General features: G+C 52.8%; 16 protein-coding genes. 8 read left to right on the top strand and 8 right to left on the bottom strand.

The window, feature by feature from the left end; translation table 11 throughout:
• Positions 1-89: 89 nt before the first annotated feature.
• The 8 genes from O3S81_RS26550 to O3S81_RS26510 form a co-directional block, all read right to left on the bottom strand.
• Positions 90-410: a hypothetical protein gene (locus O3S81_RS26550; RefSeq protein WP_269347870.1), complete on the bottom strand. Its 321-nt coding sequence runs from the start codon at positions 408-410 to the stop codon at positions 90-92.
• A gap of 478 nt (positions 411-888) precedes the next feature.
• Positions 889-1,401, bottom strand: a complete 513-nt coding sequence (locus O3S81_RS26545) for an RES family NAD+ phosphorylase (protein WP_269347872.1) — start codon at positions 1,399-1,401, stop codon at positions 889-891.
• Positions 1,394-1,744: an MbcA/ParS/Xre antitoxin family protein gene (locus O3S81_RS26540; protein ID WP_269347874.1), complete on the bottom strand. Its 351-nt coding sequence runs from the start codon at positions 1,742-1,744 to the stop codon at positions 1,394-1,396. The genes O3S81_RS26545 and O3S81_RS26540 overlap by 8 nt, the downstream gene beginning before the upstream one ends.
• Before the next feature lie 611 nt (positions 1,745-2,355).
• Positions 2,356-2,709: a helix-turn-helix transcriptional regulator gene (locus O3S81_RS26535; RefSeq protein ID WP_131861679.1), complete on the bottom strand. Its 354-nt coding sequence runs from the start codon at positions 2,707-2,709 to the stop codon at positions 2,356-2,358.
• Between the two features lie 516 nt (positions 2,710-3,225).
• Entirely contained in the window at positions 3,226-3,594 is a 369-nt protein-coding gene (locus O3S81_RS26525) for an HVO_A0114 family putative DNA-binding protein (protein ID WP_243017504.1), read from the bottom strand.
• 92 nt (positions 3,595-3,686) lie between these two features.
• On the bottom strand, positions 3,687-3,986 hold the full coding sequence (locus O3S81_RS26520) for a HigA family addiction module antitoxin (RefSeq protein WP_269347884.1): 300 nt from the start codon (positions 3,984-3,986) through the stop codon (positions 3,687-3,689).
• A gap of 266 nt (positions 3,987-4,252) precedes the next feature.
• On the bottom strand, positions 4,253-4,546 hold the full coding sequence (locus O3S81_RS26515; protein WP_045025177.1) for an addiction module antidote protein: 294 nt from the start codon (positions 4,544-4,546) through the stop codon (positions 4,253-4,255).
• Positions 4,539-4,844: a type II toxin-antitoxin system RelE/ParE family toxin gene (locus O3S81_RS26510; RefSeq protein WP_269347887.1), complete on the bottom strand. Its 306-nt coding sequence runs from the start codon at positions 4,842-4,844 to the stop codon at positions 4,539-4,541. Before O3S81_RS26510 ends, O3S81_RS26515 begins: the two co-directional genes overlap by 8 nt.
• Positions 4,845-6,172: 1,328 nt before the next feature.
• Between O3S81_RS26510 and O3S81_RS26505 the strand changes: the two genes are divergently transcribed.
• The 8 genes from O3S81_RS26505 (at position 6,173) to O3S81_RS26465 (ending at position 10,927) form a co-directional block, all read left to right on the top strand.
• On the top strand, positions 6,173-6,478 hold the full coding sequence (locus tag O3S81_RS26505; RefSeq protein ID WP_269347887.1) for a type II toxin-antitoxin system RelE/ParE family toxin: 306 nt from the start codon (positions 6,173-6,175) through the stop codon (positions 6,476-6,478).
• Positions 6,471-6,764 (top strand): addiction module antidote protein, encoded by a 294-nt coding sequence (locus O3S81_RS26500; protein WP_045025177.1) that lies wholly within the window; start codon positions 6,471-6,473, stop codon positions 6,762-6,764. The genes O3S81_RS26505 and O3S81_RS26500 overlap by 8 nt, the downstream gene beginning before the upstream one ends.
• A 266-nt stretch (positions 6,765-7,030) precedes the next feature.
• Positions 7,031-7,330 (top strand): HigA family addiction module antitoxin, encoded by a 300-nt coding sequence (locus O3S81_RS26495; protein WP_269347884.1) that lies wholly within the window; start codon positions 7,031-7,033, stop codon positions 7,328-7,330.
• A gap of 92 nt (positions 7,331-7,422) precedes the next feature.
• Positions 7,423-7,791 carry an HVO_A0114 family putative DNA-binding protein gene (locus O3S81_RS26490; RefSeq protein WP_243017504.1) on the top strand — a complete coding sequence of 123 codons (369 nt, stop codon included), beginning with the start codon at positions 7,423-7,425 and terminating at the stop codon, positions 7,789-7,791.
• Between the two features lie 516 nt (positions 7,792-8,307).
• Positions 8,308-8,661: a helix-turn-helix transcriptional regulator gene (locus O3S81_RS26480; RefSeq protein WP_131861679.1), complete on the top strand. Its 354-nt coding sequence runs from the start codon at positions 8,308-8,310 to the stop codon at positions 8,659-8,661.
• Positions 8,662-9,272: 611 nt separating this feature from the next.
• On the top strand, positions 9,273-9,623 hold the full coding sequence (locus O3S81_RS26475) for an MbcA/ParS/Xre antitoxin family protein (RefSeq protein ID WP_269347874.1): 351 nt from the start codon (positions 9,273-9,275) through the stop codon (positions 9,621-9,623).
• Positions 9,616-10,128: an RES family NAD+ phosphorylase gene (locus O3S81_RS26470; protein ID WP_269347872.1), complete on the top strand. Its 513-nt coding sequence runs from the start codon at positions 9,616-9,618 to the stop codon at positions 10,126-10,128. The genes O3S81_RS26475 and O3S81_RS26470 overlap by 8 nt, the downstream gene beginning before the upstream one ends.
• Before the next feature lie 478 nt (positions 10,129-10,606).
• Positions 10,607-10,927 carry a hypothetical protein gene (locus O3S81_RS26465; RefSeq protein WP_269347870.1) on the top strand — a complete coding sequence of 107 codons (321 nt, stop codon included), beginning with the start codon at positions 10,607-10,609 and terminating at the stop codon, positions 10,925-10,927.
• The last annotated feature ends 89 nt before the right edge of the window (positions 10,928-11,016 follow it).

Here is an 11,016-nt window from a genome sequence, read left to right as displayed (position 1 = left end):
TCCTGTATGGTTAATCAAATCCTGATATTTGCGGGCTGAATGTTGCCGGTATGATTTTGCATTTGGCCGTCCGACGATGGCGCCAACCCTCAACCGGCGGGTTTGACGAGGCTGATTTCGGTTTTGCTGTCGAGGACGATATGCAGGTCGCGGATCATGCCGGCTGCCTGCAGCAGGGCGTTCCGGATCTCTTCATTGCTGCGCCATCCGCGTTCGATGGAGAGGGCAACGGTGTGGATGTCGAGGAGACTGTCACGGCCGGGTCCTGATGGAATACCGATTGTTTCGCGCATGTCGCGGATTGTTGTCACTGCCCGTTCGAGGATACGCCGCTTCTGATAGTCGTCGAGGTGATCGAGCCTGTTGGCGTCGCGGACAAGTTCGGCAATGAAACTGTTGGTCAGGGTCATGGCATGAGGTTGCCGGGTCGGCTGACGGGCGTCAATGGAAGACCTTCGAGTGAACTTCAGGTGCCAAAGTTGACGTCAGGCTGTGACGCCGATGCATCACGGCACGCGGACACCGAGGCGCGCTTTTCCACTGAGCAGTTTCTGAATGATTCGTATTTTTATCATAGTGTTGATGGAGGTTCTGGAAGTAATGGATTTACGCTTTTTGCACTCGAACGGCGGAACGTGCCAACTCCATAGAACGGGGCAGGTGGCGCCAGGCTGGTTTCCGCGCCGCCATCTTCGCTCCTGCCATCGAACACGCTGGCAAGCCGGGCCTGGTGTTCGCCGTCTCGCAGTGCGGGCGTCAGGTCGGATATATTGACCCATTCTGGTGGGCATTTACGACGGGTGTCCGACTGATTGACCCATTACAATGGGGCGTTTCAGATGCCCTTTTGCCGGCTGCGGAGATTGCAACACCGGTTTCCAGACCTGTTCAGCGTGACAGGCGCTGCTCATCATCGATCAGGATCAACTGATGCGGGAGAGTGTCTCCCCATGTCCAGAGAACGATGTTGAGGTCGGTATCAGTCGCCCCCGGAGCAAAGCTCCTGACGATCAAACCGCAAAAGCCCTCGTTTTTCAGAACCCGGGCAAGACCTTGTGTGGGTGCTTCACCGAAGAGATTCATGTCGTCTCGCCAGGTCGCGGTGCCGAGAGTTTGAGCTTCAATACCATGATCATGAAGCAGGGCGCCATCGCGCGTGTCAAACAGCGGTGTAATGTCCGCATCGCAGGAGACGAGAGTTGTGGGCTGTAAGCTGCCCGCCTGATTTGCTTCCTTCAGTGCCGTGAGGACTGTCACTGACGTGTAGAGGGCAGGCATACCTTTTGGATTGAATCTGCCGCCGTAAAGCTCGGCTCCTCGTCCGGAGAGCGGCTCACGGGCGTAAACGGGATTAAGCGCCCGGTAGAGCTTGCCCTGGTAGTGCCTCAGGTAGTCAGGCATGCACGCCAGCATCGATCGCGTCGATGTATTCGAGTACTTCGTGAGCGCGCCCGTCTCGAACAAGCTGCATTGCTGTGTGGCCAGAAAAGCCCGAGAGAGGCTGTGAGCGATACCATGCATATGCCATGAGCGCGGACCCGAAACGGGCCTCAACCTTGTTGATGACTTCGATCATTTCGCGCAGTCGCCGTTGGGTTTTGTCTGACTTGATGCGTTCCTTGCGCTGTACGGCATCTTTGCCCAACCCCGCACTGCGAGCGATATCGTCGCTTGTTGTATGAAGAACGTCAGCGATTTTTCCTGGCGCGAAAAGCCCTTTGTCAGCATATTGTGTGAGAGCCATGAGCGCCTCCTTTGATTAAACGAGGATATTGACGCAATGTAGCGTCAAATTCATTGGCATTCAAGGTTTAAGTGTCTCTGATCCTGCAAGCCGCTATGTCTCCACGCCGGATGCCGTCGCCGTTCCGACCGCGCGTGATCTTACTTTCTTGTCGGGACCACGTGGAGAGCACAGCGCGGCAATAGCCGGCGAATGCAGAAGCCCGGGCATGTCTCATCTTCTGGCAGTCTCCAAAAGGGGCCTCGATTTCGGATCAGGATGCCCGGGAAGTTATAGAACAGGCTAGAGCGGCCGTAGACCGATGGCCTGAGTTTGCTGAGGACGTTCAGTTATCCAGATCCCGGACCGCTGAACTCGACAAGTTCCTGAATGGTAATCGGCTGGCTTAAAGGTTCATGTTTGGATGGATCGGATTTCCGCAGGCCGGATGCCACAAACGTGGAAAGTTCCTGAAACTTTCAAAAATTGGAAGTGTCAGGAATTATGTCTTCGTTGATAGACCGGACCTCTTCATCCGGATTGGCTGATCATTTTTGGAATGACCGGCAGTTGCCGAGGGGAGTCAAGTGTCATTGGCGTGAGAATTGCTCGGCCTGATAGCGATGCAATGCTCACGCCAGGTCGTCTATATCGACGTTGAGTGTCTGAGCGATTTTTCGCAGGACGGTGAGGCTTCCGGCTTTTTTGCCGCTTTCAATCTCTGACAGATAGGGCGCACTTATCGAGACTTTAGTTGCGAGGTCTTTGGCGGTCATTCTTCGATGCTCGCGCCAGACTTTTACGGCGTTGTCGCCGGAAAGAAGACGATTGACGACAACGGCAGGAACGAGTTCGTCATGCCCGGCGGCGATATCAGTCTTGATCTTCTCAGCAGATGCGACGTCAGCCCTGTCCACAAGGCTTTCATATTCAGACAGGGGAAGGACAATGAGCGTTTCCCCATTTGGAGTGGTTATGGTTTGCATCATTTGCCTCCTATTCGTAGATACTGCCGCGTGCCCCGATTTTTATGACTTCCAGCACATTTCCCTGGTCGTCCATAATGATGCGCCAGTCGGCAACGCGTAAACGAATGAATTGTGAGCCAGTCAGTGTTTTTACATTGTTGGCAAGAGATTTTGGATCGCTTGCATATTGCTCTATTTTGGCTGTGATCCGCGTGGACTCGTTCGTTGGGAGCCGGCGGAGGACCTTTAGAGAAGATTTGCTATAAGCTATCCTTTTCATCAAAAACTAATAGCATATAGCGAATTTTTTGCAAGACGTTTGGCCGTTTTGCAGATTACATTTTGCGGCTGGATTTTCACGGCATTGAAGCCGATACACGCCTATGCGGAAACTGAAGAGTCAGTTCGATGAGCGGTTTCGATGAGATCGAGACCGCAGTCATAATCCGCTCTCCTTATCTGTGGAGCCGAGAGGCTTCCCGCGGTAAAATCGAGGGTTGGAAGCGGTGGTGATGGTTTGCGTTATGGTCCCTGTCAGGCTGCCGCTCTGAGGTCGAAATTCGCGTGGATCACATCGTAGGGTACGTGAACCTTTCCGTCTTCGGTTTGTTCGAAGATACCCCAATCCGACAACGCGGACACGTCCTCGTGTACACGCTTGACGTCACGTTCGACGGATCGGGCAAGTCCGCGTATGCTGGATGGGCCGATCTTCTGAAGATGTTCAATCAATTCCCACCTTTTGGGGGTGATGACAGAAAAAAGCTGTGCAGGCGACGAGAAGGTGAAGACTGCCACGGGCTCTGAGGGATTACCTGAGCGCATGGCGCTGGTTGCCCTGTCAAAAGCTTCATCGAGGGCAGCCTCACTGTCTGCTCTGATTTGAATCAAGGCTTCTCTCATGGTTTCTGCCTCCTCTTGATTATCTCTTTCCGACAATCGAACAGTGGACATACTTCAGCGAGTGAGCGCCACTTGTGGTGGCGAGGTGAAAATTATGCGGCTTCCAGTTCCTTGATGTTGGCAAGGTCGGCCTCCAGTACGGCTACGGCACTTTTGATGTCGAAGGCGTTTTGCAAATTCAGCCAGTATTCAGGGGTGGTCTTGAAGAATTTTGCCAGTCGCAGCGCAGTGTCAGCGGTAATGCCGAGCTTTTCCGTTACAATCCGCTCTATGCGTGTTCCGGGAATGTTGAGGTGCCTTGCGAGGGCATATGGCGACATATCCAGTGGTTCAAGATAGAGTTCCCGCAGGATTTCGCCCGGATGGATCGCGGGGGATTTGCTGATTGTCATGATCTCTGGGCCTCCCTGACTGAACTGTCATGATTGTTTCTATGAGGTTATCGCTTAGTGATGGCCGGTAATTTCAACGCTTTCCGCACCGGCTTCCGTTCAGATAAAGCACTGTTATAAGGAAAGGTTGTGTTCCTTATAACGGCGTGACGGGGCTCCAAAAGGGAACCTTTCGCGCTTGATCCTGCCGCTCGATGCGGAAGGCTCAGGCGAGCGGATGCTTTGTCAGTAGCTTGTTTCTGCCGCCGCGTATGCGGACCACCGTATTATTGCGCGGCATGGGCCTTGGCGGTCACGTCAACACCGAGTGCTCTCATAACGGCCAACGTCGTTTTGAGCGTTGGGTTACCGCGCTCGCTGAACGATCGATAAAGCTGTTCGCGAGACAGGCCTGTTTTGCGCGAGATTTCGGTCATGCCTTTAGCACGCGCGACGACGCCGAGCGCCTTTGCAACATAGGCAGCATCGCCGGTTTCGAAGGCGTCGGCCATGAACGCGGCGATTTCTTCATCGTCGACCAAAGCGGCAGCAGGATCATAGGTGGTCAGTTTTTCAGTCATCTTTTTCGCTCCATTCCCTGGCGAGTTTATGCGCGGCGGCAATATCACGGGCTTGCGATCCTTTGTCGCCCCCGCATAAAAGCACGATGAGAACATTGCCCCGTCTCTGAAAGTAGACGCGATAGCCGGGGCCATAGTGTATTCGCAATTCACTGACGCCTTCCCCAACCGGCTCGACGTCCCCCGGCAAGCCTTCAGCCAGCCGCATCAATCGCGCCGCAATGACAGTCCTCGCTCGTTTGTCCCTTAGACGGGTTTCCCATTTGGCGAAAACCGCCGTCTGCTTTAGCTCGATCATGAGATGCACCGTAGTCTATAAACTACACTATTGCAAGGTTGGAGGAGAATTGGTGGCCTTAAAAAAGCGTAGCTGGCCACGCTTGCCCGCCTCGAACGCAGCAGGCAGCGCAGGCTCTACTTCCCGTGGGGAATGGAGCGGACAATGGTTTGCGCTGTGCTGGACGAATCTGGGACAGCAGTCGACGCTTATGCGGAAACTGAAGAGATGTTTGATGAGCGGTAGGGTTGGATTGGCGGTCGCTGCAGGGTATTTATATCTGGAATATTTTGCCAATATTTGTTTTATGAATACATATATTTTTATTTTTATACTTTATGTTTGAAATAAATTACCACTTACGGCTGGAGTGAATGATTGATCGCCGCGTGCCATTGATTTGAGGCAGGGGATAGCCGCCACCAAACATATAATTTATGTCGAAATGGCGCCAAAACATATAAATATTGTAAGCAAACCATTGCTGCAGGAGGCAGGGAGTTTAATTGGCGGATTTTGCTTGTTTTACGGACAGGAAATTCGAGTTACTTGTAACCACGTGATTTTATATGGGTTTTGCATGAAGGAGGGATTACTTATTGGTGGAGCCGAGATGGAATCTGATTGTGAAGTGGACTGAAAAGGTGATGAAAATTGATGGCGATCGATCATAATAACAATATCATGATATTGTTATTATGATCGATCGCCATCAATTTTCATCACCTTTTCAGTCCACTTCACAATCAGATTCCATCTCGGCTCCACCAATAAGTAATCCCTCCTTCATGCAAAACCCATATAAAATCACGTGGTTACAAGTAACTCGAATTTCCTGTCCGTAAAACAAGCAAAATCCGCCAATTAAACTCCCTGCCTCCTGCAGCAATGGTTTGCTTACAATATTTATATGTTTTGGCGCCATTTCGACATAAATTATATGTTTGGTGGCGGCTATCCCCTGCCTCAAATCAATGGCACGCGGCGATCAATCATTCACTCCAGCCGTAAGTGGTAATTTATTTCAAACATAAAGTATAAAAATAAAAATATATGTATTCATAAAACAAATATTGGCAAAATATTCCAGATATAAATACCCTGCAGCGACCGCCAATCCAACCCTACCGCTCATCAAACATCTCTTCAGTTTCCGCATAAGCGTCGACTGCTGTCCCAGATTCGTCCAGCACAGCGCAAACCATTGTCCGCTCCATTCCCCACGGGAAGTAGAGCCTGCGCTGCCTGCTGCGTTCGAGGCGGGCAAGCGTGGCCAGCTACGCTTTTTTAAGGCCACCAATTCTCCTCCAACCTTGCAATAGTGTAGTTTATAGACTACGGTGCATCTCATGATCGAGCTAAAGCAGACGGCGGTTTTCGCCAAATGGGAAACCCGTCTAAGGGACAAACGAGCGAGGACTGTCATTGCGGCGCGATTGATGCGGCTGGCTGAAGGCTTGCCGGGGGACGTCGAGCCGGTTGGGGAAGGCGTCAGTGAATTGCGAATACACTATGGCCCCGGCTATCGCGTCTACTTTCAGAGACGGGGCAATGTTCTCATCGTGCTTTTATGCGGGGGCGACAAAGGATCGCAAGCCCGTGATATTGCCGCCGCGCATAAACTCGCCAGGGAATGGAGCGAAAAAGATGACTGAAAAACTGACCACCTATGATCCTGCTGCCGCTTTGGTCGACGATGAAGAAATCGCCGCGTTCATGGCCGACGCCTTCGAAACCGGCGATGCTGCCTATGTTGCAAAGGCGCTCGGCGTCGTCGCGCGTGCTAAAGGCATGACCGAAATCTCGCGCAAAACAGGCCTGTCTCGCGAACAGCTTTATCGATCGTTCAGCGAGCGCGGTAACCCAACGCTCAAAACGACGTTGGCCGTTATGAGAGCACTCGGTGTTGACGTGACCGCCAAGGCCCATGCCGCGCAATAATACGGTGGTCCGCATACGCGGCGGCAGAAACAAGCTACTGACAAAGCATCCGCTCGCCTGAGCCTTCCGCATCGAGCGGCAGGATCAAGCGCGAAAGGTTCCCTTTTGGAGCCCCGTCACGCCGTTATAAGGAACACAACCTTTCCTTATAACAGTGCTTTATCTGAACGGAAGCCGGTGCGGAAAGCGTTGAAATTACCGGCCATCACTAAGCGATAACCTCATAGAAACAATCATGACAGTTCAGTCAGGGAGGCCCAGAGATCATGACAATCAGCAAATCCCCCGCGATCCATCCGGGCGAAATCCTGCGGGAACTCTATCTTGAACCACTGGATATGTCGCCATATGCCCTCGCAAGGCACCTCAACATTCCCGGAACACGCATAGAGCGGATTGTAACGGAAAAGCTCGGCATTACCGCTGACACTGCGCTGCGACTGGCAAAATTCTTCAAGACCACCCCTGAATACTGGCTGAATTTGCAAAACGCCTTCGACATCAAAAGTGCCGTAGCCGTACTGGAGGCCGACCTTGCCAACATCAAGGAACTGGAAGCCGCATAATTTTCACCTCGCCACCACAAGTGGCGCTCACTCGCTGAAGTATGTCCACTGTTCGATTGTCGGAAAGAGATAATCAAGAGGAGGCAGAAACCATGAGAGAAGCCTTGATTCAAATCAGAGCAGACAGTGAGGCTGCCCTCGATGAAGCTTTTGACAGGGCAACCAGCGCCATGCGCTCAGGTAATCCCTCAGAGCCCGTGGCAGTCTTCACCTTCTCGTCGCCTGCACAGCTTTTTTCTGTCATCACCCCCAAAAGGTGGGAATTGATTGAACATCTTCAGAAGATCGGCCCATCCAGCATACGCGGACTTGCCCGATCCGTCGAACGTGACGTCAAGCGTGTACACGAGGACGTGTCCGCGTTGTCGGATTGGGGTATCTTCGAACAAACCGAAGACGGAAAGGTTCACGTACCCTACGATGTGATCCACGCGAATTTCGACCTCAGAGCGGCAGCCTGACAGGGACCATAACGCAAACCATCACCACCGCTTCCAACCCTCGATTTTACCGCGGGAAGCCTCTCGGCTCCACAGATAAGGAGAGCGGATTATGACTGCGGTCTCGATCTCATCGAAACCGCTCATCGAACTGACTCTTCAGTTTCCGCATAGGCGTGTATCGGCTTCAATGCCGTGAAAATCCAGCCGCAAAATGTAATCTGCAAAACGGCCAAACGTCTTGCAAAAAATTCGCTATATGCTATTAGTTTTTGATGAAAAGGATAGCTTATAGCAAATCTTCTCTAAAGGTCCTCCGCCGGCTCCCAACGAACGAGTCCACGCGGATCACAGCCAAAATAGAGCAATATGCAAGCGATCCAAAATCTCTTGCCAACAATGTAAAAACACTGACTGGCTCACAATTCATTCGTTTACGCGTTGCCGACTGGCGCATCATTATGGACGACCAGGGAAATGTGCTGGAAGTCATAAAAATCGGGGCACGCGGCAGTATCTACGAATAGGAGGCAAATGATGCAAACCATAACCACTCCAAATGGGGAAACGCTCATTGTCCTTCCCCTGTCTGAATATGAAAGCCTTGTGGACAGGGCTGACGTCGCATCTGCTGAGAAGATCAAGACTGATATCGCCGCCGGGCATGACGAACTCGTTCCTGCCGTTGTCGTCAATCGTCTTCTTTCCGGCGACAACGCCGTAAAAGTCTGGCGCGAGCATCGAAGAATGACCGCCAAAGACCTCGCAACTAAAGTCTCGATAAGTGCGCCCTATCTGTCAGAGATTGAAAGCGGCAAAAAAGCCGGAAGCCTCACCGTCCTGCGAAAAATCGCTCAGACACTCAACGTCGATATAGACGACCTGGCGTGAGCATTGCATCGCTATCAGGCCGAGCAATTCTCACGCCAATGACACTTGACTCCCCTCGGCAACTGCCGGTCATTCCAAAAATGATCAGCCAATCCGGATGAAGAGGTCCGGTCTATCAACGAAGACATAATTCCTGACACTTCCAATTTTTGAAAGTTTCAGGAACTTTCCACGTTTGTGGCATCCGGCCTGCGGAAATCCGATCCATCCAAACATGAACCTTTAAGCCAGCCGATTACCATTCAGGAACTTGTCGAGTTCAGCGGTCCGGGATCTGGATAACTGAACGTCCTCAGCAAACTCAGGCCATCGGTCTACGGCCGCTCTAGCCTGTTCTATAACTTCCCGGGCATCCTGATCCGAAATCGAGGCCCCTTTTGGAGACTGCCAGAAGATGAGACATGCCCGGGCTTCTGCATTCGCCGGCTATTGCCGCGCTGTGCTCTCCACGTGGTCCCGACAAGAAAGTAAGATCACGCGCGGTCGGAACGGCGACGGCATCCGGCGTGGAGACATAGCGGCTTGCAGGATCAGAGACACTTAAACCTTGAATGCCAATGAATTTGACGCTACATTGCGTCAATATCCTCGTTTAATCAAAGGAGGCGCTCATGGCTCTCACACAATATGCTGACAAAGGGCTTTTCGCGCCAGGAAAAATCGCTGACGTTCTTCATACAACAAGCGACGATATCGCTCGCAGTGCGGGGTTGGGCAAAGATGCCGTACAGCGCAAGGAACGCATCAAGTCAGACAAAACCCAACGGCGACTGCGCGAAATGATCGAAGTCATCAACAAGGTTGAGGCCCGTTTCGGGTCCGCGCTCATGGCATATGCATGGTATCGCTCACAGCCTCTCTCGGGCTTTTCTGGCCACACAGCAATGCAGCTTGTTCGAGACGGGCGCGCTCACGAAGTACTCGAATACATCGACGCGATCGATGCTGGCGTGCATGCCTGACTACCTGAGGCACTACCAGGGCAAGCTCTACCGGGCGCTTAATCCCGTTTACGCCCGTGAGCCGCTCTCCGGACGAGGAGCCGAGCTTTACGGCGGCAGATTCAATCCAAAAGGTATGCCTGCCCTCTACACGTCAGTGACAGTCCTCACGGCACTGAAGGAAGCAAATCAGGCGGGCAGCTTACAGCCCACAACTCTCGTCTCCTGCGATGCGGACATTACACCGCTGTTTGACACGCGCGATGGCGCCCTGCTTCATGATCATGGTATTGAAGCTCAAACTCTCGGCACCGCGACCTGGCGAGACGACATGAATCTCTTCGGTGAAGCACCCACACAAGGTCTTGCCCGGGTTCTGAAAAACGAGGGCTTTTGCGGTTTGATCGTCAGGAGCTTTGCTCCGGGGGCGACTGATACCGACCTCAACATCGTTCTCTGGACATGGGGAGACACTCTCCCGCATCAGTTGATCCTGATCGATGATGAGCAGCGCCTGTCACGCTGAACAGGTCTGGAAACCGGTGTTGCAATCTCCGCAGCCGGCAAAAGGGCATCTGAAACGCCCCATTGTAATGGGTCAATCAGTCGGACACCCGTCGTAAATGCCCACCAGAATGGGTCAATATATCCGACCTGACGCCCGCACTGCGAGACGGCGAACACCAGGCCCGGCTTGCCAGCGTGTTCGATGGCAGGAGCGAAGATGGCGGCGCGGAAACCAGCCTGGCGCCACCTGCCCCGTTCTATGGAGTTGGCACGTTCCGCCGTTCGAGTGCAAAAAGCGTAAATCCATTACTTCCAGAACCTCCATCAACACTATGATAAAAATACGAATCATTCAGAAACTGCTCAGTGGAAAAGCGCGCCTCGGTGTCCGCGTGCCGTGATGCATCGGCGTCACAGCCTGACGTCAACTTTGGCACCTGAAGTTCACTCGAAGGTCTTCCATTGACGCCCGTCAGCCGACCCGGCAACCTCATGCCATGACCCTGACCAACAGTTTCATTGCCGAACTTGTCCGCGACGCCAACAGGCTCGATCACCTCGACGACTATCAGAAGCGGCGTATCCTCGAACGGGCAGTGACAACAATCCGCGACATGCGCGAAACAATCGGTATTCCATCAGGACCCGGCCGTGACAGTCTCCTCGACATCCACACCGTTGCCCTCTCCATCGAACGCGGATGGCGCAGCAATGAAGAGATCCGGAACGCCCTGCTGCAGGCAGCCGGCATGATCCGCGACCTGCATATCGTCCTCGACAGCAAAACCGAAATCAGCCTCGTCAAACCCGCCGGTTGAGGGTTGGCGCCATCGTCGGACGGCCAAATGCAAAATCATACCGGCAACATTCAGCCCGCAAATATCAGGATTTGATTAACCATACAGGA

The organism is Agrobacterium sp. SOY23 (assembly GCF_027212525.1).
Classification (GTDB): Bacteria; Pseudomonadota; Alphaproteobacteria; order Rhizobiales; family Rhizobiaceae; genus Agrobacterium; species Agrobacterium tumefaciens_I.
This window is presented reverse-complemented; position numbering and strand designations above follow the sequence as displayed.

What these genes read in the sequence shown, in the direction of transcription:
- O3S81_RS26540 (WP_269347874.1), bottom strand. Translation starts at nt 1,744, where the DNA reads ATGGCTCTCACACAATATGCTGACAAAGGGCTTTTCGCGCCAGGAAAA.
- O3S81_RS26515 (WP_045025177.1), bottom strand. Translation starts at nt 4,546, where the DNA reads ATGACTGAAAAACTGACCACCTATGATCCTGCTGCCGCTTTGGTCGAC.
- O3S81_RS26495 (WP_269347884.1), top strand. Translation starts at nt 7,031, where the DNA reads ATGACAATCAGCAAATCCCCCGCGATCCATCCGGGCGAAATCCTGCGG.
- O3S81_RS26480 (WP_131861679.1), top strand. Translation starts at nt 8,308, where the DNA reads ATGCAAACCATAACCACTCCAAATGGGGAAACGCTCATTGTCCTTCCC.
- O3S81_RS26545 (WP_269347872.1), bottom strand. Translation starts at nt 1,401, where the DNA reads ATGCCTGACTACCTGAGGCACTACCAGGGCAAGCTCTACCGGGCGCTT.
- O3S81_RS26505 (WP_269347887.1), top strand. Translation starts at nt 6,173, where the DNA reads ATGATCGAGCTAAAGCAGACGGCGGTTTTCGCCAAATGGGAAACCCGT.
- O3S81_RS26465 (WP_269347870.1), top strand. Translation starts at nt 10,607, where the DNA reads ATGACCCTGACCAACAGTTTCATTGCCGAACTTGTCCGCGACGCCAAC.
- O3S81_RS26550 (WP_269347870.1), bottom strand. Translation starts at nt 410, where the DNA reads ATGACCCTGACCAACAGTTTCATTGCCGAACTTGTCCGCGACGCCAAC.
- O3S81_RS26470 (WP_269347872.1), top strand. Translation starts at nt 9,616, where the DNA reads ATGCCTGACTACCTGAGGCACTACCAGGGCAAGCTCTACCGGGCGCTT.
- O3S81_RS26475 (WP_269347874.1), top strand. Translation starts at nt 9,273, where the DNA reads ATGGCTCTCACACAATATGCTGACAAAGGGCTTTTCGCGCCAGGAAAA.
- O3S81_RS26525 (WP_243017504.1), bottom strand. Translation starts at nt 3,594, where the DNA reads ATGAGAGAAGCCTTGATTCAAATCAGAGCAGACAGTGAGGCTGCCCTC.
- O3S81_RS26535 (WP_131861679.1), bottom strand. Translation starts at nt 2,709, where the DNA reads ATGCAAACCATAACCACTCCAAATGGGGAAACGCTCATTGTCCTTCCC.
- O3S81_RS26510 (WP_269347887.1), bottom strand. Translation starts at nt 4,844, where the DNA reads ATGATCGAGCTAAAGCAGACGGCGGTTTTCGCCAAATGGGAAACCCGT.
- O3S81_RS26500 (WP_045025177.1), top strand. Translation starts at nt 6,471, where the DNA reads ATGACTGAAAAACTGACCACCTATGATCCTGCTGCCGCTTTGGTCGAC.
- O3S81_RS26520 (WP_269347884.1), bottom strand. Translation starts at nt 3,986, where the DNA reads ATGACAATCAGCAAATCCCCCGCGATCCATCCGGGCGAAATCCTGCGG.
- O3S81_RS26490 (WP_243017504.1), top strand. Translation starts at nt 7,423, where the DNA reads ATGAGAGAAGCCTTGATTCAAATCAGAGCAGACAGTGAGGCTGCCCTC.